The organism is Sulfurimonas sp. RIFOXYD2_FULL_34_21, assembly GCF_001830805.1.
Taxonomy (GTDB): Bacteria; Campylobacterota; Campylobacteria; order Campylobacterales; family Sulfurimonadaceae; genus Sulfurimonas.
The window spans coordinates 101,192-123,327 of sequence record NZ_MICH01000010.1; the positions used below are offsets into that span (position 1 = coordinate 101,192).

The window sequence follows — 22,136 nt, forward strand, 5'->3', positions numbered from 1 at the left end:
TATATGAATAAGCTTTATCTTTGGGGAATTATCTTTACTGCTTTCATGTTATTACTAACATATTTGTCTGTTGGTGGTTCAGAGGGCGGTCTAAACGGTGATATCGTAAATATGCTTGCGGTTACGGGTGCAATAGCACTTGTTGTAATTACAGTTTTTGTTGTAATTAAATATGTTCGCCAAATGCAAGTAGATAGCGCAAGCGGTGAACTTGCACAAGATAACTGGGATGGTATAGGCGAATACTTAAATGAAGTGCCTACGGGTTGGGCAGTGATGTTTTTCCTGCTTATAGTTTGGGGAATGTGGTATTTTACTATAGGATACCCTTTAAATGCTTACTCACAAATAGGTGAGTATAACGAAGATGTTGCAGTTCACAATGCTAAATTTGAAACCCAGTATAAGGATATAAAGGGCGAGAAATTAGTAGAAATGGGCGAGTCGGTATTTTTGGCTGAGTGTAAAGTATGTCACGGTATAAATGCCGATGGTATTGATGGTAAAGCAGCTAACCTTAACAAAAGAATAGAAGCAGTTGCTATTAAGCATGCTATTGCCAATGGTGCAAACAATATGAAAACTGATTTTCCTGGAGGAATGCCTCCAATGATGTTAAGCGATCCGGCACAAATTGATGCTGTTGTCGGATATATAACATCAGGTTTTCCTGAAGGTCATAAAGGTGCGGAAGCATTTGCAATGGGTGGATGTACAGGTTGTCATGGTGAAAAAGGCGAGGGAATGCCTTTCGTAGGACCTAAACTAAACGGTTTTGATGTTGCTACGGTTGCCAGTATTTTAAAAGACGGTAAAAAAGGTGCTATCGGCACTATGCCTAAATTTGAAAAACTCAATGACAAACAAAAAGAAGCAGTTGGTGCTTATATCACTAGCTTAAGCAAATAAGGAGTCAGGTATGAATGAGAATAGAAGCGTATTTGCTCTTGATGGCATAACTGGTATGTTAGTCGCAACAGTATTACTACTTAGTATTTTAGTTGGGCTAACAGTTTGGGGTATAGGTGTTCAAAACTCAAGTGCTAAGAACTTTTATGATATTAAAGATGAAACATCAATTAAAATGATTGGCTCAAAAGAAGCAGATCATATTATTGATGTAAAGTAAGGAGTATAGAATGGAAAAATTAATTTCTTGGAGCCTTGTTATAGTGGCTATATATACTGCTTATGTGGTTTTAACGCCTAATCATCTTTTTATCGGTTAGGAAATTTCATTGAAGTTTTCAAGAGGGCTTTTGGCCCTCATCCTCACACTATTTTTAAATAGCTCTTTATCGGCACAATATTTATATAAAGATGAACTCATTTTCAACTCTGCTTTTAGTGAAGAAGTTGAAAAGATAGGCTCTGAACTACATCAAAAAACAGGTATTTCACTAAGACTCGTAATGCTTAAATCTTTACCTCAAAATATGAGCATAGTAGATTATGAGAAAGAGCTTATAAAAGATTTTAACTCCCCTACAATCCTGCTTACGTTTTCTGAAATGGATTCTAAAGTAGATATTTTGGCAAACCATGCATCTTTATATGAGTATTTTGATAAAAAACAGGTATTAAGTCCGGTTGCTTCGCCTGTTCAGGCTTTTGTAATGGCACTTTTTTACAGTGACGGGTTTGCATCGTTTAAAGAGATTGCAAGTAGCCATGGTGGTACTATAATCCCTCTTTTAGCACAAAAATCAAAAGATAATGAACTTCTTGGTAAATACTCAGGTTCAATGTTTAACGGTTATGCGGATATAGCCGAACAAATTGCAAAGAGCAAAGATATAGTTCTTGATAGCGCCGTAGGAAACACAAATCAAAGCAGTATATTCTTAGTAAAAGTGTTGTTTTACGGTTTTATTGTTTATGGTATATTTTTATATATTAAGAGAAAATTATATATAAAAAGGCAACAGCTTGAAAACAAATAGTGGTAGAATATGGCCATATGCCATCGGTGTTTCAATAATTTTGGTATTTGGTGCTTGTGTAGCTACAATTGTAGTTGCAAATAAGTTGCCTGTTGAGAAAAGTGATACTTACATGATGGGTTATCATGAGGCCGATGATAAAGCAAATGAGTTGATAGAGGCTAAAATAGCTTTTGATAAGAGCTATAAGATAGAGTATATAACAGATGCTCTACATGTAGATGCTTCAACTATAAAATACAGAGTTAGCGACTTAAACTCAAATCCTGTAAATGACGCAAAAATAAAAGTTATAGTTACAAGACCAAATAATCATAAGCATGATCAAGAGTTAAACAACCCATCGGTAGAGAACGGAGTTTACACTTTTAATACTATAACACTTGCTCAAGAGGGAAGATGGGATGTTATGGCAAAAGTTAATGTCGGTAATGTTCAAAGATTTTACAATGTTAAAGCAGATACAAGAGCTAAAGAAGCTTATGAGTATTAAACTATAAAAGACCTAGAAAAAGGACTTTATAGCTCTTTTTAAATATTTTATATTACTTGTTGGAAAATCTTTTTTGCAATTTCCCAACGATCTTCTTTAGAATTCATCATAACTATCAGACAATCTTGCCTGCCTTTCTTAGCACGGGCAATCAAACATGCACCTGCTTTTGACGTATATCCGGTTTTTACGCCGACTGCATACTCATATTTATTTAGAAGATGATTATGAGTATAAGCCTTAAAAGTTTTATATTGACCGTTTCTTAGTACACGATAGTCATGCGTACTTTGATTACTTATTTTATTAAATATAGGATTTTTGATTGCATATTCAGCCATCTTTACTAAATCATTCGGAGAAGAGTAGTGATTTTTTGCATCAAATCCGCACGGGTTACTAAAATGAGTATGCTTCATACCAAGCTGTTTAGCTTTAGCATTCATCATGTTAATGAACTTTTTTTCATCTCCACCGCCAATTGCAATAGCAATAGCTTTTGCCGCATCATTATCCGATTTAATCATGGCAGCTTTTACTAAGTCACTCATTAAAACAACATCACCAACTTTGTAACCGGCTATTGTAGGCTCTACTTTGAGCATATCTCTTGTAATCGTTACAGATTTATTCATCTTGTCGCTTTGTATAGCTAATAGCACAGTCATAACTTTTGTCAAACTCGCAGGACTAAGCCTTTTTTCGGCATATTTTGAGTACAAAACATTTTTTGTATTCAAATCCTTAACAATCATTGCTCCAATTTTGAGCTTATCCAATTTGTGTTTATCGATGGCTCCAAAAAGAGATACGCTAAGAGCCAAACTCAATACAAAAATTTTTTTTATCATTCAAAACCTTTAATTTTTAAGTAGAAATATTAAGCAAACAACATACCATAAACCAATACGGAGTGTAAGTTCAGGCTTATTTTACATTGATTTATCTTAATATATTTAGTGCAACGCTATATTAAGTTTTAAGTTATAATACTCTTATGAATAACAGTACAATAGTCCTTCCATCAGCTCGTGCTATTAGGCAGGAGCAACTAAATATAGAGAGTGAAACGCTCTTTCTTGCTAATCATATAACCATGAGTGATTTTATATCAAAACTCTGCATAGTCAAAGATTTTAAAACTCTTGATGAGGACGGCAGGGTTTTGCTCCTGCTTGAAGCATCTGACTTTAAATCATTTCAAAACCTTCGTATAGAGCGAAATTTTTTTACATTTACTAAAAACTCATCATATATATTCAAATTTTTTGAAGAGTTAAGCGCAGAGATGTACGATATAAGCGCTTTAGAGACAGCAGATATTTACGGCGAGTATGAAGAGCATATAACTATACTTAAAGAGTTATACGCTAGATATGAGGCATTGTGCAGTGAAAAAAAAGTACTTGATAGAATATTTCTGCCAAAACTCTACAGCTTTAATGAAAATTATGCTGCGAATCATAAAAAAATAGAACTACATGTAGATGGACATCTGACAAATTTTGAGCTGGAACTTTTAGAGAGATGCTGTGAGTTTAGCGACGTTGATATAATCTTTAGCACTACAAAGTTTAACACTAAAATGCAGAGCAGATTTTTGGCTTTGGGCATAGAGCTTGAAGTAGGGTATGAGTACAAAATCTCGCTAAACTCTAAAGAAATTTTAGAAAAAAATCAAATTACACGAAATCAAAATATTACATGTGAATCTTTTAGCGAACCGATACTTCAAGCGGCGTTTGTGCAAAAAAAGATATATGATTTTGTAAAGATGGGGTACAAACCTGAGCGTATTGCGGTTATTTTGCCGGATGAGAAATTTGCTCCTGTTTTAAAGAGTTTTGACGAAAAATCAAACTTCAACTTTGCAATGGGTGAGCCGTTTAATTTGAGCATGATTTATGAGAAATTAAACTCTACATGTCAATTTATCGAGCAGGATTCAAAAGAGAACGCCTCAAGACTTGAGAGAGTCGGCGATGAGTTTTACATGGAGTTACGCAAAATCTACCACAAAAAAAGCGATGAAGTAGATATCTTAGAGTTTTTGAGAAAATATAAAGAGAATTTTACAGATAAAAGAGAGCTAAAAATCTACGAAGAGGAGCTTTACGCTTTTAAAAATATCTTGCCATTTATGAGAGATATGTCCGTAAAGTCTCTTTTGTCGGTATTTTTGCAAAGACTATCAAAGCAAACGCTAGATGATGTCAGAGGCGGAAAAGTTACCGTTATGGGAGTTTTGGAGACTCGCTCGGTAGAGTTTGATGCCGTAATCATAGTTGATTTTTCTGATAGCAATGTGCCAAAAAGAAGCGATAAGGATATGTTTTTAAACACAAGCATAAGAGAGATGGCAAATCTGCCTACAATGAGTGACAGGGAAAATCTCCAAAAGCATTACTACGAGATGCTGATAAACCGAAGTAAAGAGGCGGCAATCTGCTTTGTAAAATCAAGCCAGAGCAGCCCTTCAAGGTTTTTAAAACAGCTGGGCATAAAAGAGAAAAACAGCTACGAAGAACTTGATTACGCAAATATACTTTTTGAGAGAACATCTCCACATGTAAAAAGAGATGAAGATATAGTTTTAGAGTACAGCTTCAAAGACAAAAAACTCTCCGCTACAAAACTAAAAACTTTTCTTACATGTAAAAGAAAATATTACTACAGATATGTAAAATATATAAACGGACATGAGATACCAAAAGATATGCCCCGTGAGTATGAGATAGGGCTTGATGTGCACTCTGCGCTTAAAGAGCTTTATACAAAAAAAGGTTTTTACGACAGCGTAGAGAAACTGAAAAAAGATTTACATGTAGAGCTTGACAGTGCTTGTGGGGAGAGTGAGCTTGAGAAATATCTAATAGCTATGCAAAAAAGAAGAATGGATGTTTTTTGCCAAAATGAAGTTAAAAGATTTGCCGAGGGTTGGCAAGTTTACAAGTGTGAAGAGAAGCTTACATGTAACTTTGCAGGTATGACCTTAGAGGGCGTAATAGACCGCATAGATAAACGAGCAAACGAGATAGCGGTACTTGACTATAAAACAGGCTCATATCCTCTCTATACGGAGAAAAACTTCACGGAGGCTACAGACTTCCAACTTGAGTTTTACTACCTTTTATCTAGCGGTTTTGGCAATGTAACCGAGTGCGGATACTACGACCTCAAAGAGTCTAAGATAGTGAGTGAGCCGTTTTTAAATGAAAAGCTTGAACTCTTAGGCTCACATGTAAATGATTTGCTAAACATCGAAGATGTAAATTTCAGCAAGTGTGAAGATGTGAAAAACTGCCTTTTTTGCGATTATAAAGTTATATGCGGGAGAGAGTGATTGTTTTTTCAAGTTTAAAAGATTTTAGAAAATTCTACAGTATAATGGTATAAAATATACCCTTATAAAGGTAAAAATATGAAAACAAGAACATTAGAAACTATTTTAGAAGTAGCTCTTGAGACATTTCCTATCGTACTATTAAATGGAGCAAGACAGGTAGGCAAGTCAACACTAGCACTGGAAAAATTTAAAAATTATCTCACTTTTGATGATGGAGAGTTAAGACTCTACGCAAAAGAGAATCCAAAAGCGTTTCTTAAAAATCTCGAACTTCCCATCTGTCTCGATGAGATACAAAAAGTTCCTTCTCTTCTTGAATATATGAAAATGCAAATCGACAAAGAGAGGGTAAACGGAAGTTTTTTACTGACGGGCAGTTCAAATGTACTGGATCATAAAGATGCAAAAGATACTCTTGCAGGCAGGCTATGTGAGCTAAGACTTCATCCCCTTAGTTCAAAAGAGAAAAATGATAAACCGCATGAAAACGTGATAGAAAAACTTTTAAAAAGAGATTTTAAACTTGCCAAAAAAGAGTATAGTGATGAGACTATTAAACATATCATTGACGGTGGTTATCCTGAAATTTTAACACTTGAGGGAGTGCAAAAAGATTTATGGTATAAGTCCTACATAGCAACTTATATAGAGCGAGACGCAAGAGATTTGGCGGACATACGAGATATTGACAGCTTTATAAAGTTTGTCAATGTACTGGCTTCAAGAAGTGGCACGCTGCTTAACAAATCAAGTCTAAGCAGTGACATAGGTATAAAAGATGTTACAACAGACAACTATCTCTCTATCATAAGCCGCATCTATCAAGCGACACTACTGAGACCCTATTTTGCAAATATCGGCAAACAATTTTCAAAGTCGCCTAAAGTGTTTTTTAATGACACGGGAGTACTCTGTTCTTTGCTAAGAATCGACTCAAAAGAGAAACTTCTTAGCTCATCATATAGCGGGCAGGTATTTGAGACATATATATTTTGTGAACTTCAAAAGCACCTCTCTTACATGCAAAAAAGCGCTACGCTATACCACTACAGAACAAACGACAAAAAAGAGATAGATTTTATAATCGAAGTTGATAATGAGATACTCGCCATAGAGGTAAAACAGAGCCACAGTGTTAAAAAAGATGACTTCAAACACATCATCGATTTTCAAAGCAGATGTGAGCAAAAATGCTTAGGAGTGGTGTTTTACAACGGTGAGTCGGTTATAGAGTTTGGAGAAAGTTTAGTAGCAGTTCCTTTTGGGGTGTTTTTGTGATTTTTACATTCAATACGCTCACCACGAGTCTAGATAAAAAGCAATTAGGAAGTTAAATGGAATTAGTTTATTTGTGGGTTGAGGATTATAAAAATATCCAAAAGCAAGGGTTTAATTTTTCGCCTAGGTTTGAGTGTGAGTTTTTTCCAAAATATGAAAACGGCGAAGAAAGATTAAAAGATAATTGTGAACTAGTTATCAATCCTAAAGAGCATATAGAAAACTTTTTTGGTGATAATATTAATATTACTGCTATTGTTGGCGAGAATGGAATCGGGAAGAGTAATTTATTAGAATTGATTAGTGATCTTGGCTATTATGAAAATCCACACATGAGAAAAGAGTATCCAACATCATTTTCAGAACTAATTCAAATAACTATTTACTATGATAAATTGATGAATAGACTCTGTATATACAAAAAAAATCTTACAGCGACAATAAAAAATGAATCTTCGATAATGGAAGAAGAAATAACTAATGAATCTATTCAAAAAATATTTATAAAACCAACCCCTTCTCATAGTCAGCAAGAATATTTATTATTATTAGATTTTTTAAAAAATAATAATATGGAATTTCCTTTTAATATACCAAAAATTATAAGTTTTGGCATACATGATGATTATTATGATTTGTTTGAGCTTATTAAAAATGAAAGCTTCGATTTTTATGCTTGCTACAGCCCTTTTGAAGAAAATAAAATCAAGAGATTGAAAATATTTCACATACTTTTGTTACTTGCATATCTGAAAAACTATAAAATAGATTTTAACATACAAGCATCAGAAAATTTTGATGATACCATTTTAGATTTAGAAAAGGAAATAAGCAATGATATAAAAGCAAAAATCAAAAATTTTATTCAAGTTCCTTTAGAAGACTTTTCTGTTATTACAAGTCATTATGTAAATATAAAAAAAATTCCGAATGACTTTTTTAAAACATATATAGAAATTATAAAAAGAAAAAATGAAGATAAATTACTTGACTTTAAAGGCAAAAATGTATTTAATTTTGATTTGTACCCTAAAATGAGCGACGGACAATATCAATTAACATACATATTTAATACGATATATTCACAAATCAATCAAGATACTGTAATCTTATGTATAGATGAGGGTGAAAATTATTTACACCCAAATTGGCAAAAAAAATACATAAACTATTTACATCAATTTTTGAAAGATAATTTTCATGATAAACAAATTCATCTTATTCTTACTTCTCATTCTCCATTCATTCTTTCTGACCTACCTAAAGAAAATGTAATATTTTTAGAAAATGGAAGACAAGAATATCCATTTGAAAATGGACAAACCTTCGGAGCAAATATCCACACCCTTCTTTCTCACGGTTTTTTTATGAAAGATGGATTGATGGGAGAGTTTGCGAAAAGTAAGATTGAAGAGATTAAAAAGTTTTATACATTGATACAAAAATTAAAAAGTAAAATTGAGACCAAACCAAGAACAAAAAATCTTACAAAAATTTCTTTTGAAAGAAGAAAAGAGAGATTTAAAAATATTCAAAGTATCATCGGTGAACCATTTTTAAAGACTGTTATTGGTAATTATTTAGATGAATTGGAAATTTTATTTTATGGTAAAAAAGAGTTTTTAAAAAAAGAAATAGAGAGATTACAACAATTAGAAAAGAGTTTAAATGATTAACCTTGACTACAATAACTTTCTAAAAGATAAAGATTTTGATTTTGTAAAACAATATTTAAGTGATTTAAAAACTATAACAAAATTTGAAGAACCAAATGAAAATATTGAAGAAAGATTTGATAGATATAAGCAAAATGACAATTCTTTCAAAAAAGTATTTAAAGACTATGTTTTTAAAGATATTCTTTTAGCTAATACAGAAGAAATTAAAATAATCATACACTCTGTGGATAGTAAAATTCAAACATTAACAGTTACAAATAAAAAAGAGACTATTAAAAAAATTAAAAACTTATTTAACTATTCAGATAAATATCAATCTAAAGTATTAACCCCATTTTTTACAAAAAATTTTAATTTTAGAACTTGTTTCTACTGCAACAAAGATTTTATTACAAATCTTAAAAAAGAAAAGAATGAGTTAGTTTCAACTTTTCAGTTAGACCATTTCTTTGATAAGGGAACTTATCCTTATTTAGCACTTAGTTTTTACAATCTTATTCCATCTTGTACTACTTGTAACTCTTCAAAAGTAAAGGGAACAAAGAATACATTTGCTCACGATAGTAAAGTCGGAACATTCCAAAATGAAACTTGTATTGCTCCAAATGATGAAAGATTTGATTTTCATGAAAAAGTTAAATTCAAACTCATTTTAGAACCATCTTGTAAAGATTTACATATCAAATCAGGCGATGACATTGATATACCTTTAAAAGAGCAATTTACAGATGAATATGATAAATATATAGAGATTTTTAAACTCAATGAACGATACAAAGCCCATAAAGATATAGTTTTTGAGATGATACAAAAAGCTGAACTTTACCCAGAGAGCAGACTTAAAGAGTTACAAGATTTGACAGGTGTTCCATTTCAGCAAATCAAAAAAGATATTTTTAATCTTATAGATGAAGATGACGACTTATCAAAAAAACCTTTTTCCAAACTCATAAAAGACATCTCCGAAGAACTAGGACTTGTCTAAAAGGCTCAAAATATGGCAAAAATAACAAACCAAAGTTTAAGTGAAATTTCACAAACAAGAACGCTGAGTGATGATATAAAAACCCTTATAACGACTTCTCAACAAAAAGCCATAAGAGCTATTGATTTTGAGAGAGTATTACTTTTCTCGTTCCCACGCTCTGCGTGGGAATGAATATAAGCCGATGATAGAAAAAACAGGGGCAACGAATGGGCAGAAGTAGATATAAAGTGTATGAACCAGCGCATTCTTACTTCATTACATGTACTATCTTGCATTGGATTCCAATCTTTACAAATCAAGAGAGTGTGCAAATCGTTTTGGATAGTCTAAAGTATCTGAATGATATTTTGGAATTAAGTGATGAGTAAAGTAATATACATAAAATATACTGCAAAACGAGATAACTAAGAAACATATCAGAAAACAATGTGAAATAAAATAAAGGTAACTAACAATGCAAGAGTATGATAAATGGAATGAAGTTAAAAAAGAAACCATCCAAAATAAAAGAAAATTAGGGATAAAAGTGAGGGAGATATTTTGGGTTAAGATAGGACAAAATATTGGGGATGAAGAGTATGGAAAAGGTGAGATGTTTTCAAGACCTGTTATTGTTGTTAGACAACTTACAAGTGATTTATTTTTAGGAGTTCCATTAACAAGCACATTAAAAGACGATGATTACTTTCATCAATTTGAATTTAATAATAAAAAATGTATCGTAAAAAATAGTGCCATGATATTGCAATTAAGAACTTTTAGTAAGAAAAGGATTACAGATAAAATTGGTAAAGTAAATATGGAAGATTTCAAAAAAATTCAAGATAAAATAACAAGAATGATTATTCCCACTTAAAAAAGTGGGTGTGCCGTTAGGCGAATTGTGAAAAGATTATAACAAAATATGAGATGAAAAACAAGAGTGAAATATTATTATAAAATGAGTTAAGGAATAATTTATGAAGCTAAAAAATAAAAATATAATTACACTAACTCAAGATGTAAAAAACTTAATAACGACTTCTCAACAAAAAGCCATAAGAGCTATTGATTTTGAAAGAGTGTTACTTTATTGGAATATTGGCAAAAGAATTTATAAAATGGATATAAACAATGACCTTTAAAAATCTAATCTCTAGCATAAACGACATACACACAACACTTCAGATAAAAGCGATTCAGAGCGTAAGTGTAAACTTGACTATCCGAAACTATCTCATCAGGCATCATATAGTAGAGTATGAACAAAATGGTAATGACAGGGCTGAGTATGGGGCACAAATTATTCAGAATTTGGCTGATAATTTGAAGCATATAAAATTTAAAATATAAAGCCTTGAGATATGGATAAAGCAACATGAACAATACTATAACATATAACCATGCTATCCAAAACAAAATCTTTACCGTTAGAGGTTTGCAAATCATGATAGACAGAGATTTGGCAGAGCTTTACGGTGTAGAGACAAGAGTATTAAAACAAGCCGTCAAAAGAAATATAGAGAGATTTCCATCAGATTTTATGTTTGAAGCAACAAATGAAGATATAGATTTTATGGTGTCACAATCTGTGATACCTTCAAAACAACATCTCGGTGGAGCAAAACCATTTTTATTTACAGAGCATGGTGTGGCAAATTTATCATCTGTACTTACTAGCAAAATAGCTATTGAAATAAACATTAAAATCATAAGAGCTTTTGTAGATATGCGAAAGCTTATCTCTTCTAATCAAAGTATGTTTGAAAGATTCGAGAGAATAGAAGAACGACTATCTATTCATAATGAAAATTTCAATAAAATATTTGATGCCATAGAAGACAAAACCATAAAACCAAAACAGGGCATTTTTTATGATGGGCAGATTTTTGATGCGTATGCTTTTATCAGTGACTTAATCAAAAGTGCAAAAAGCACAATAACTCTTTTTGACAACTATGTAGATGAGTCGGTTTTAACACTGCTTAGCAAAAATCAAACAGTAAAAATAACTATCTATACAAAACAGATTTCAAAACAATTGAAACTAGATGTAGAAAAATACAATAGTCAGTACAAACAAATAGAACTTGAAAGATTTGACCTCTCTCACGATAGATTTTTACTTATAGATGACGAAGTCTATCACATAGGAGCATCTCTAAAAGATTTAGGTAAAAAGTGGTTTGCATTTTCTAAAATGAATAGAGCAAGCTTTGAGATAATAGAGCGGTTGAAGTGAGAGAAGTGCCACTGCATGTGGCATAAAATAAAAATACAACTAAAGGAAAAAAATGAGCGAAGAAGAAAAAAACAAAAACAATCCGTTGCATGGCATAAAACTGCAATATATTTTAGAGACTTTGGTTGAGCGTTACGGGTTTAAAGAGTTGAGCAATCAAGTAGATATCAGATGTTTTTTGATAAACCCGACTATTAGCTCATGTCTGAAGTTTCTTAGAAAAACACCGTGGGCGAGGGCTAAAGTTGAAGAGTTTTACATAAAAAGTATGGGTAATAAAAAATAAGATGTTCATAAATAACCTAGCCTACGAGGCGAGTGCGGGAAGCGGAAAGACTTTTATGCTTGTCGTGCGTTATCTTAGTCTGCTTTTTTTGGGTGCATCGCCGTCTAAGATTTTGGCACTCACTTTTACCAACAAAGCCGCAAATGAGATGCAAGAGAGAATAGTATCGACATTAGAGGAGCTTGAACACAGAGGAGAACTTGACGAGATAGTAAAAGTTACGGGTTTCTCAAAAGAGTATCTTTTGCAAAATCGTCAAAGAATCCTAAATGAGTTTTTAAACTCGCATACTAAGATTATGACGATAGACAGTTTCTTTACTTCCATACTTAGAAAATTCTCTCTATACGCCTCTTTGATGCCGGATTTTTCGACATTTTCTTCTCAGCATGAGCTTAAACTTCTCTCACGGTTTTTAAAAGAGGTAAGCGTTGCAGGCAAAAAAGAGACGCTTGTAACGCTCTCTTTGCAGTCGAACAAAAGACTTACGGATATATTTGGACTCTTGGACGAGTTTTATATAAAGTTTTCAGAGCTAAAAGATATAGAGTTTAAAAAGCAGGATTATTTAGAGTTTGAACAACAAGCGATGCTCTACATGTCAGAGCTGAGAAAGATTGTAGAGTCATGCAAAGATGCTTCTTCAACCGCCATCAAATCAGTGCAGGCAGAGAGTTTTGACGAGCTTATCGCCAAAGCTTGGATTGGCAGAGAGAGTCTAAATTACAGCACTTTTAAAAAGTGTTTTACTCCCGTGATGGATGAATTGTTATTTAAGATACAAGAGGCTCTAAAAAATCAAAACAGAGCCAAAGAGCAGAATTTCTTTGCAGCCCTAAAAGAGCTGAGTGACATATACAAAAAGAGCAAAAAAGCACTTTACATGGATGATAGCGAGCTTAGTTTTAGTGATGTGACATACCTTGTTTATGAGATTCTAAACCTTATAAACGACAGCGAGTTTTTATACTTTAGGCTTGATTCCCAGATTGAGCACATGTTACTTGACGAGTTTCAAGACACTAGCATTTTGCAGTATGAGATTTTAAAACCGCTTATAGATGAGATAACATCCGGCAAGGGCATTTTTGACAACGGAAGTTTCTTTTTTGTCGGAGATGTAAAGCAGTCCATTTACAGATTTCGCGGCGGGGTGAGCGCTCTGTTTGATACGGTAAGAAGTGAGAATAACACACATGTAGAAAAACTTCTGACAAATTACCGCTCACAAAAAGAGATTGTCGAATTTGTAAACAGTGTTTTTGTAGATAAAATAAAAAACTATACTCCTCAGTTAGTTAAGGCAGATGCAAACGGCGGCTATGTCGAGGTTATACAAAACGATGAGCTTTTAGAAGAGGTAACGACTCAGGTAAAGAGACTTATAAGCTTAGGTGCAGATATTAACGAGATAGCCGTTTTATGCGCTACAAACGGCGACGGCGAAGAAGTAAAACAGACGCTTCACTCTGTGGGCATAGATGTCGTGACCGAGACGACTACAAAACTTATCAATCAAAAAAGCGTTAAAGCCGTTTTAGAGTATCTAAAGTACCAATACTTCGGCGAAGATATCTACATGTACAACTTTTTTGCTCTTATCTCTGGGGAAGTAAAAAGCATTAAAAGAGTTGATTTTAACAAAGTAAAAATCTTAGATATTGTTAAAGATGCCATAAAAGAGTTTGGTCTTTTTAGCGATGATTTTAATCTTGTGAGATTTTTAAATGCACTCTCAAATCAGAGCGATATAGAAGCACTTTTGTTTGAGTACGAGAGGCTTGATATGAGTGCTGCGGCTTCCGAGTTAAGCGGCGTGCGAGTCCTTACCGTGCATAAATCAAAAGGTTTGGAGTATGAACATGTAATCGTTATGGACAGACTTAAAAAAGCTCCGCCTTCTCGTGATGCAATTATCTATGAGTATGAGGGCATAACTCTAAAAAATATCTATCTCCGCATAAAAGGAAGAGATGAGATAGACAAAAATTATGCAAATGCGCTCAAAAAAGAGAAGGCTCTTATTTACGAAGACAGTCTCAATGCTTTGTATGTCGCATTTACGAGAGCCAAAAAAAACCTGTTTGTTGTTTTAAAATCAAAAGACTCAATGTTTGATATTTTAGATTTAACCCTAAAGGCCTCATGTATAAAACTCGGAATTTTGACATGTAAACAAAAGAATACAAATTTAGCAGTTAAAACAGAGTTTCAGCCTTTAGATTATAAGCCGCTTTATTACGGAACTCAAAGCGATATTTTGGCACTTGAACAGGAACAGTATGAAGATTTAAAGTCTATAAACTTCGGTCTTGCAATGCACTACATGTTAGAGATGCTAGGAGAGTTTAAGGAGCAAAATATACCTCATGCAAAAGATATGATGATGAATAAATACGGTTATACTTTAGAAAATGATGAGATTGAGGAGATACTTGGCAGAGTAAAAATGCTTTTAGAAAATAAGGAGTTTATCTCTTTGGTAAACGGCGAGTGTTACAGAGAAAAGGCGATTAGATATAAAAAAAATCTCAGATACATAGATTTATTGGTAAAAAATGAATCACGATGGAGCGTTATTGACTATAAAAGCTCTCTATCATATGCACGACATCATGTAAAACAAGTTTCATATTACATAAACGCCGTAAAGGAGATTACGGGGGATGAGGTAGATGGTTATATCTGTTATTTATTAGAAAAAAGTGTAAAAATAGTTAAAATTTTTTAATTCGGTGTAATCTGTATCAAAGTTTTGTAAGTCTATAATTATCGGCAAATATAAAGAACAAGGGAGCAAAATGAGAAAAAAATATCTATTAATAGCTCTTTTTGTTCTTTTTGGAACTCATCTTGATGCTAAAGCGCATCATAAAACCCGCTTTAAATCCCCGTATCTTCTTATAGATAAGATAGAAGAGAAATCATCAGAAAAAAATAAAATTATTTCAAAAGCTGAAGAGTATTTAGGTGCATCTTATGGATTTGGCAGTAAAAATACTTCTAAAACAGATTGTTCCGGATTTACAAAACAAGTTTTTGAGCAGCTTGGATTGTCGCTTCCTAGGTCAGCGGCAGAACAGTCAAAATATGGTTTTAAAGTCGATGTTAAAGATTTGCAAGTCGGAGATTTGCTCTTTTACCGTACATATAAAAAGAGAGAACCATCACATGTAGCAATTTATGCAGGAAACGGGCAGATTATACATGCTTCGTTTAGAAGTAAGCGAGTTCAATACGATACGATAAATAAAAGATACTATAAACAACGCTTTATGTATGCAAAACGACTTGCTGTTGGTGAGCAAGAGTTATCAAGCAGACAAAACTAACTACACTCCGATAAACCTTAAAAAAACCATAAATTAAGTTTCTTATAAGCAAAAGAAGATATACTTTCGCCAATTAAACAGGCATTAAATATGTTGATGTTAAGAAAATTACTTGAAAGGTTCAAGAATGAAATTTACGAAAATTGCAACTCCTGAACAAATCGATCAAAAATGGGTTTTGATTGATGCTGAAGGTAAAACTTTTGGTCGTATTATTACTGAAGTTGCAACAATACTTCGCGGTAAAAACAAACCATGTTTTACTCCAAATATCGACTGTGGAGACTATGTAGTAGTAGTTAACGCTTCTAAAGCAAAATTCAACGGTCTTGGCAAAATTGCTAACAAAGAGTATTTTTCATACTCTGGCTACTTCGGTAGTGTTAAAAGTACTAAAATGACTGAACTTTTAGAAAAAAATCCTGAGAAGCTTTACAAATTAGCTACTCGCGGTATGCTTCCTAAAACTAAGCTTGGTGCTAAAATGATTAAAAAATTAAAAATTTATGCAGGTGCTGAGCATCCTCACTCTGCACAATTAGCTAAGTAAGGATAACCAGATGGCAAAAATATATGCAACGGGACGTCGTAAGGCATCAATAGCAAAAGTATGGTTAACTCCAGGTAGTGGGAATATGAGCATAAACGGTCTTTCATTAGATGCGTGGTTAGGCGGATTAGAGGCAAAAAAACTTCGTGTTAAACAACCTCTTGCTCTAACTAAACAAGATACATCTGTTGATATCGTAGCTACAACATTAGGTGGCGGTTTCGGTGGTCAAGCAGACGCACTTCGTCACGGTATCTCTCGTGCATTAGTTAAATTTAACCCTGAGTTGAAAGCTATACTAAAACCTGAGGGTATGATGACTCGTGATTCACGTGTTGTTGAGCGTAAAAAGCCGGGCAAGCGCAAAGCTCGTCGTTCTCGTCAGTTCTCAAAACGTTAATCGTTACAAGAACTTTTTTTACAGTGCTTTTTGCACTGTAAAACTTCTTTTTCTACTTTTCATTAACAACAACTCTAAATTATCTTTGGTATAATCACTCAAAAAAAGAGTAATTTTGCGATATCTTCTAATTCTATTTTTATCACTAAATCTTTTCTCTTCTACGCTTCATTTAGCTACATCTACAAATCCGGCAAGGTTAAACCCTATTTTAGCAACTGATTCAAGTTCATCAGAAATTACCGGCTTTTTATTTAACGGGCTTGTTAAGTATGACAAAGATTTATCTACGATTATAGGCGATTTGGCAGAAGAGTTCTATTTTGAAGATGATAAAACTCTTATTTTTAAACTTCATAAAAATGTTAAGTGGCATGACGGAGAAAAATTTAGTGCAAAAGATGTAGTCTTTACATACAGTGTACTTGTTTCTCCAAAAATAAGCTCACCGTATAGTGCAAGTTTTAGGTTTGTCCGTAGTGTAGAGGCGCTTGATGATTTTACGGTAAAGGTTAGATATAAAGAGCCATATTTTAAGGCATTAGAGACTTGGATGATGGGGATTTTACCGCAACATGTATTAAAAGATGAGCAAAACCTAATGAACTCAAGTTTTAATGCAAATCCAATAGGAACGGGTGCATATAAGCTAGAGCAGTTAGAACACTCTAAAAATATTATTCTTGGAGCATTTGATGAGTATTTTGAAGGCAGAACAAAGATAGACAAAATTTCTTTTCATGTCATAGCAGACCCGATGACACGTTTTTTGATGTTAAAATCATCCGCTTTGGATGTCGGAAGTATTGAACCTATGCAGTATGAGAGACAGCTAAGCGATGACTTTTTTAAAAAATTTAATATCTATGAAAATATTTCACAATCCTATACTTATCTAGGTTTTAATTTACGCTTAGAAAAATTCAAAAATTCAAAAATAAGAGAAGCACTCTCATTAGCAATAGATAGGGAAGAGTTGGTTAAAATTCTTTTTTTTGGTCATGCAAAAGTGTGTACAGGACCTTTTTTACCGGCAACAAAAGCATTTAATGAAGACGTAAAAGCACCTGTTCAAAATATAAAAAGAGCAAAAGAACTTTTAAAAGAGGCGGGTTATGATGAAGAGAATCCATTTACATTTGAGATAGCAACTTCAAACTCAAGTGAAATAAGACCTTATGCCGCTCAAATACTTCAGCATCAGTTAAAAAAAGCGGGTGTAATAGTTACACTTAGGGTTATGGAGTGGCAGGCATTTTTAAATATGGTGGTTTTTCCTCACAAATTTGACAGTGTGCTTCTTGGATGGGGACTTTCTCCTACGCCAGATCCGTACATGTTCTGGCACAGCGATAATGACAAGCAGGGCGGTTTTAATTTGGTCGGTTACCACAATCCAAAAATAAACAAAATGATTGAAGAGTCTCAAAGTATGATAGATGCTCAAAAATTATCTGCTCTTTGGAGGGAGATGTTTAAAATAATTACAGATGAAAATCCGTATCTTTTTTTATTTATTCCAAACTCGATAACTACTGTTAGCAAAGAGATAAAAAATATTCAGCCAAGCCCTAGTGGAATCTGGCATAATTACATAAAATGGGAGAAATAGAGAATTTATGATAATATTATTTGATTTAGACGGAACGCTTATTGACTCAACTGAAGCAATTTTGGAGTCGTTTCACCACTCTTTTGATTTTCACAAACTTCAAAGAAGAGATGATGAAGAGATAAAATCGCTTATAGGTTATCCGCTTGATATCATGTATGAAAATTTAGGAGTAGAAAAGGGTGTGATTTCTGAAATTATTTCTACATACAAAAAGCATTACAGCGACATATCAACTAAAAAAACTGAGCTTTTAAAAAATGCCAAAGAGGCTGTAGAATTGGCAAGTCAGTTTGCCACTTTGGGAATAGTTACAACAAAAACAGGACGATATTCAAAGGTATTAATGGAGCATTTTGAAATAATGCACCATTTTGAGGTACTAATAGGCAGAGAGGATGTGCAAAACCCAAAACCTCACGCTGAGCCAATAATAAAAGCTTTAGAAAAATTAGATACAAAAAATAGAGAAATTTGGATGATTGGCGATACAAAATTGGATTTAATTGCCGCTAAGGCGGCAAATATTAATTCAATAGGAGTTTTAAGCGGTTACGATAAGCTAGAAACATTGAAAATGTTCACAAATGTTATATTGAATGATGCACTAGAAGCGGTAGGATATCTTAAAAATAGGAAAAAATAACACACTTCATACAGTTATTAAAAAAGAGTAAAGTATCAAGCTATTTTTAAGAGCAACTTGTCTAAAATAAGGGGTAAAATAGAATCAAGGTTCGTATATATTTATTAAATAGAAGGAGAGTTTATGCTAGAAATAAGATGGCATAGTCGTGCTGGACAAGGTGCTGTTACTGGTGCTAAAGGTTTGGCGGATGTTATTTCTACGACCGGTAAGCACGTTCAAGCATTTGCATTTTATGGATCTGCAAAACGTGGTGCTGCAATGACGGCTTACAACCGTGTAGATGATAAAGTGATTATGAATCATGAAAAATATATGAGACCCGATTATGTTTTTGTTATTGACCCTGCATTAGTATTTACGGCAGACGTTACGATAAATCATAAAGATAGTACAAAATATATTATTACGACACATTTAACTACTGAGGAGCTAATTAAAGCTCAACCTAAACTAGAAGGTAAAGAGGTTTATACGGTTGATTGTATAACGATTGCAAACGAAACTATAGGTCGTCCAATTCCAAATACACCGATGCTCGGTGCATTTATGAAAGTTTCCGGAATGTATGAGATGGATTTTTTTAAAGAGAGTATGCAAAGAATTCTTGGAAAATTACCACAAAAGATTATTGATGCAAATATGATTGCTATTCAACGCGCTTTTGATGAAGTGAAATAAGGGATTTAAGATGACAAAAAAAGGGTGGGATGAATTTGAAATAGGGGCCATGCTTCGTACTTTCAATGGAAAAATAGATGATATAGCAGGAACTCAGCAACAAGACCGTGATTATTCACAAAGCAGTTCATATACTGCAAGTGTAGCTGATTGGAGACTTATTAAACCTATATTCAACAAAGATTATTGTATTGATTGTCAATTTTGTTGGGTTTACTGTCCGGATGTTTCAATCATCTCAAGAGATAAAAAATTAATAGGTGTGGATATGGATCACTGTAAGGGATGCGGTATCTGTGTAGAGGTTTGTCCTACAAACCCAAAATCGTTGTTGATGTTCCAAGAACAATCAGACGAAGAGTCAGAGATTGCAAACTGGCCTAAAAAAGATGAGGGGGAAGCATAATGGCATTTGATAAAATGGAACTAAAAGACATAGAAGTATGGGACGGTAATCATGCGGCTGCTCAGGCTTTGAGACAGTGTCAGATTGATGTTGTTGCTGCTTATCCTATTACACCATCAACTCCTATTGTTGAAGGTTATGCAAAGTTTCTAGCAGATGGTTACGTAGAAGGCGAATTTGTAATGGTTGAATCCGAGCATGCTGCAATGTCAGGATGTATAGGTGCAGCGGCAGCCGGTGGACGTGTTGCAACTGCAACATCTTCTCAAGGTCTTGCTCTTATGTCTGAGACTCTTTATCAAGCTTCAGGTATGCGTTTGCCAATCGTGCTCAATCTTGTAAATCGCGCACTTGCATCGCCGCTTAACGTTAACGGTGATCACTCAGATATGTATATGGTTCGTGACAGCGGTTGGATACAGCTTGATGCATTCTCTCCTCAAGAGGCATACGATTTAAACTTAATAGCATTTAAAGTTGCAGAAGACCATGATGTTAGACTTCCGGCAATAGTTAACCAAGACGGTTTTATGACTTCTCACACGGCACAAGGTGTTAGCCCGTTGAGTGATGATGTTGCTTATGGATTTGTAGGTGAATATAAACCTATGAATGATATGCTTGACTTTGAACATCCGGTAACTCACGGTGTTCAAACTGAAGAGGATTGGCACTTTGAGCATAAAGCTCGTCAACATAATGATTTAATGACAAAAGTTTTACCTAAAATTCAAACAGCTTTTGATGATTTTGAAAAATTAACAGGTCGTAAATATAATTTAGTAGAAAAATACGATATGGATGATGCAGATATCTGTGTCGTGTGTATGGGTTCTTCAGTGGAAACCGCTCGTGAAGTTGCAACTGAGATGAGAGCAAAAGGAATAAAAGCAGGTGTTGTAGGTATTAGAGTATTAAGACCTATTCCTTTCTTTGAAATCATCGATGCATTAAAAGATGTGAAAGCTATTGCAGCACTTGATCGCTCATCTCCAAACGGTGCAGCAGGTATGTTGTTTAATGAGCTTGCAGGCGCACTTTTTAATACTGACACAAAAGCTCTTTTATCTGGCTATGTATATGGTCTAGGCGGTCGTGACTTAACTAAAAAACATCTAGTTGACTTATATACTGAACTTCAAGCGAATGTAGATGCCGGTAAAGTTACCACAAAATTACAACAATTTATCGGTGTTCGCGGACCGAAATTAGCATATTTATAAGGAGAAAACTGTGAGTGAAATGAAAAAAATTAAAAACTTAAAAGAGTTTTCAACATCAGCTGACCGTTTTGAAGGTGCAAACCTTTTGTGTCCCGGTTGTGCACACTCCATTATCGTTCGTGAAGTATTAAATGCTACAAATGATGATATGGTTCTCTCTGCATCAACAGGATGTTTAGAAGTTTGTACTGCCGTTTATCCATATACTTCTTGGGATGCTTCATGGATTCATATCGGATTTGAAAACAGTTCAACTGCAATTGCGGGTGCTGAGACTATGTATAAAGCGTTAAAGAAAAAAGGTCGCCTAAAACAGCCTGAAAGAACTCCAAAGTTTGTCTCTTTTGCAGGTGACGGCGCATCATACGATATCGGCTTTCAATGGATTTCAGGATGTATGGAGCGCGGACATAACATAATGCATGTTGTTCTTGATAATGAAGTTTATGCAAATACTGGTGGACAGCGTTCAAGTTCGACCCCGATAGGTTCTTCTGCAACGACATCTCCTGAAGGACGTAATAGTTACGGTGAGAAGAGAAATAAAAAAGATATGCTATCAATTATGGCTGCTCATGGGATACCTTATGCTGCTCAAGTTGCTCCAAATAAATGGAAAGATATGGTAAAGAAAATTCAGCACGGTTTAGCAGTTGATGGACCTGTATTTATCAATGCTGTTTCTCCATGTACTACGGAATGGAAATTTGACCCAAAAGACACTATGAACATAGCCGATTTAGCAACTGACTCTTTAGTATTTCCTCTTTATGAGATTATTGACGGACATGAGTTAAACATTACGTACAGACCAAAAAATGTTGTTCCTGTTGAGGAATATTTAGCTGCTCAAGGGCGTTTTAAACACTTATTTAAAGATGAGTACAAATACTTAATTAAAGAGTGGCAAGAGCGTGTAGATGCTAAGTGGGCGTACTTGCAACGCCGTGAAGAAGCTAGAGTTTAAAAAGCTTTTATCTTCATCGCACTTTGCGCCTAACTCAGACACGGCATACTGGAGTATAGCCTTAGTCTGAGTTAAACACAAATTA

General features: G+C 33.9%; 26 protein-coding genes. 25 read left to right on the forward strand and 1 reads right to left on the reverse strand.

Annotated elements, in window-relative coordinates:
- Positions 1-3: 3 nt before the first annotated feature.
- The 4 genes from A2530_RS06165 to A2530_RS06180 all read left to right on the forward strand — a co-directional run bounded on the left by A2530_RS06165 (position 4) and on the right by A2530_RS06180 (position 2,436).
- Positions 4-909 (forward strand): c-type cytochrome, encoded by a 906-nt coding sequence (locus A2530_RS06165; protein WP_294885039.1) that lies wholly within the window; start codon positions 4-6, stop codon positions 907-909.
- 10 nt (positions 910-919) lie between these two features.
- On the forward strand, positions 920-1,129 hold the full coding sequence (locus tag A2530_RS06170) for a DUF4006 family protein (RefSeq protein ID WP_294885038.1): 210 nt from the start codon (positions 920-922) through the stop codon (positions 1,127-1,129).
- Between the two features lie 109 nt (positions 1,130-1,238).
- Positions 1,239-1,943: a 3-dehydroquinate dehydratase gene (locus tag A2530_RS06175; RefSeq protein ID WP_294885037.1), complete on the forward strand. Its 705-nt coding sequence runs from the start codon at positions 1,239-1,241 to the stop codon at positions 1,941-1,943.
- Entirely contained in the window at positions 1,930-2,436 is a 507-nt protein-coding gene (locus tag A2530_RS06180; protein WP_294885036.1) for a FixH family protein, read from the forward strand. The genes A2530_RS06175 and A2530_RS06180 overlap by 14 nt, the downstream gene beginning before the upstream one ends.
- Positions 2,437-2,483: 47 nt before the next feature.
- On the opposite strand, the gene A2530_RS06185 is transcribed toward A2530_RS06180, so the two are convergent.
- The gene (locus A2530_RS06185) at positions 2,484-3,287 is read right to left on the reverse strand and encodes a D-alanyl-D-alanine carboxypeptidase family protein (RefSeq protein ID WP_294885035.1); all 804 of its coding nucleotides are present in this window, start codon (positions 3,285-3,287) and stop codon (positions 2,484-2,486) included.
- A 146-nt stretch (positions 3,288-3,433) separates the two neighbouring features.
- Between A2530_RS06185 and A2530_RS06190 the strand changes: the two genes are divergently transcribed.
- From A2530_RS06190 to A2530_RS06290, 21 genes are all read left to right on the forward strand, one after another.
- The gene (locus A2530_RS06190; RefSeq protein WP_294885034.1) at positions 3,434-5,779 is read left to right on the forward strand and encodes a PD-(D/E)XK nuclease family protein; all 2,346 of its coding nucleotides are present in this window, start codon (positions 3,434-3,436) and stop codon (positions 5,777-5,779) included.
- Between the two features lie 78 nt (positions 5,780-5,857).
- Positions 5,858-7,060 (forward strand): ATP-binding protein, encoded by a 1,203-nt coding sequence (locus A2530_RS06195; RefSeq protein ID WP_294885033.1) that lies wholly within the window; start codon positions 5,858-5,860, stop codon positions 7,058-7,060.
- A gap of 56 nt (positions 7,061-7,116) precedes the next feature.
- Entirely contained in the window at positions 7,117-8,736 is a 1,620-nt protein-coding gene (locus A2530_RS06200; RefSeq protein WP_294885032.1) for an AAA family ATPase, read from the forward strand.
- Entirely contained in the window at positions 8,729-9,724 is a 996-nt protein-coding gene (locus tag A2530_RS06205; protein ID WP_294885031.1) for a hypothetical protein, read from the forward strand. Before A2530_RS06200 ends, A2530_RS06205 begins: the two co-directional genes overlap by 8 nt.
- A 12-nt stretch (positions 9,725-9,736) precedes the next feature.
- Positions 9,737-9,898, forward strand: coding sequence for a hypothetical protein (locus A2530_RS06210; RefSeq protein WP_294885030.1), 162 nt, complete (start codon positions 9,737-9,739; stop codon positions 9,896-9,898).
- Between the two features lie 35 nt (positions 9,899-9,933).
- On the forward strand, positions 9,934-10,095 hold the full coding sequence (locus A2530_RS06215; protein ID WP_294885029.1) for a hypothetical protein: 162 nt from the start codon (positions 9,934-9,936) through the stop codon (positions 10,093-10,095).
- Between the two features lie 86 nt (positions 10,096-10,181).
- Positions 10,182-10,583: a type II toxin-antitoxin system PemK/MazF family toxin gene (locus A2530_RS06220; RefSeq protein ID WP_294885028.1), complete on the forward strand. Its 402-nt coding sequence runs from the start codon at positions 10,182-10,184 to the stop codon at positions 10,581-10,583.
- Between the two features lie 103 nt (positions 10,584-10,686).
- A complete protein-coding gene (locus tag A2530_RS06225; RefSeq protein WP_294885027.1) occupies positions 10,687-10,851 on the forward strand; it encodes a hypothetical protein in 165 nt (54 codons plus the stop codon).
- Positions 10,841-11,059 carry a hypothetical protein gene (locus A2530_RS06230; RefSeq protein WP_294885026.1) on the forward strand — a complete coding sequence of 73 codons (219 nt, stop codon included), beginning with the start codon at positions 10,841-10,843 and terminating at the stop codon, positions 11,057-11,059. Before A2530_RS06225 ends, A2530_RS06230 begins: the two co-directional genes overlap by 11 nt.
- Positions 11,060-11,084: 25 nt before the next feature.
- Positions 11,085-11,948: an ORF6N domain-containing protein gene (locus A2530_RS06235; RefSeq protein WP_294885025.1), complete on the forward strand. Its 864-nt coding sequence runs from the start codon at positions 11,085-11,087 to the stop codon at positions 11,946-11,948.
- A 52-nt stretch (positions 11,949-12,000) separates the two neighbouring features.
- On the forward strand, positions 12,001-12,234 hold the full coding sequence (locus A2530_RS06240) for a VF530 family protein (RefSeq protein ID WP_294885024.1): 234 nt from the start codon (positions 12,001-12,003) through the stop codon (positions 12,232-12,234).
- Between the two features lies 1 nt (position 12,235).
- Positions 12,236-14,965 (forward strand): RecB-like helicase, encoded by a 2,730-nt coding sequence (locus tag A2530_RS06245; RefSeq protein WP_294885023.1) that lies wholly within the window; start codon positions 12,236-12,238, stop codon positions 14,963-14,965.
- Between the two features lie 70 nt (positions 14,966-15,035).
- Positions 15,036-15,566: a C40 family peptidase gene (locus A2530_RS06250; protein WP_294885022.1), complete on the forward strand. Its 531-nt coding sequence runs from the start codon at positions 15,036-15,038 to the stop codon at positions 15,564-15,566.
- Between the two features lie 127 nt (positions 15,567-15,693).
- Complete coding sequence (rplM, locus tag A2530_RS06255; protein ID WP_294885021.1) at positions 15,694-16,116, forward strand: 50S ribosomal protein L13; 423 nt, start codon at positions 15,694-15,696, stop codon at positions 16,114-16,116.
- 10 nt (positions 16,117-16,126) lie between these two features.
- Positions 16,127-16,516: a 30S ribosomal protein S9 gene (rpsI, locus tag A2530_RS06260; protein WP_294885020.1), complete on the forward strand. Its 390-nt coding sequence runs from the start codon at positions 16,127-16,129 to the stop codon at positions 16,514-16,516.
- A 115-nt stretch (positions 16,517-16,631) separates the two neighbouring features.
- Entirely contained in the window at positions 16,632-18,128 is a 1,497-nt protein-coding gene (locus A2530_RS06265) for a peptide-binding protein (protein WP_294885019.1), read from the forward strand.
- 7 nt (positions 18,129-18,135) lie between these two features.
- The gene (locus A2530_RS06270; RefSeq protein WP_294885018.1) at positions 18,136-18,774 is read left to right on the forward strand and encodes an HAD family hydrolase; all 639 of its coding nucleotides are present in this window, start codon (positions 18,136-18,138) and stop codon (positions 18,772-18,774) included.
- Positions 18,775-18,897: 123 nt separating this feature from the next.
- Positions 18,898-19,455, forward strand: coding sequence for a pyruvate flavodoxin oxidoreductase subunit gamma (locus A2530_RS06275; protein WP_294885017.1), 558 nt, complete (start codon positions 18,898-18,900; stop codon positions 19,453-19,455).
- 10 nt (positions 19,456-19,465) lie between these two features.
- A complete protein-coding gene (locus A2530_RS06280) occupies positions 19,466-19,861 on the forward strand; it encodes a 4Fe-4S dicluster-binding protein (RefSeq protein ID WP_294885016.1) in 396 nt (131 codons plus the stop codon).
- Entirely contained in the window at positions 19,861-21,084 is a 1,224-nt protein-coding gene (locus tag A2530_RS06285; protein ID WP_294885015.1) for a 2-oxoacid:ferredoxin oxidoreductase subunit alpha, read from the forward strand. The genes A2530_RS06280 and A2530_RS06285 overlap by 1 nt, the downstream gene beginning before the upstream one ends.
- Before the next feature lie 10 nt (positions 21,085-21,094).
- Positions 21,095-22,051, forward strand: a complete 957-nt coding sequence (locus tag A2530_RS06290) for a thiamine pyrophosphate-dependent enzyme (RefSeq protein ID WP_294885014.1) — start codon at positions 21,095-21,097, stop codon at positions 22,049-22,051.
- Positions 22,052-22,136 lie beyond the last annotated feature (85 nt).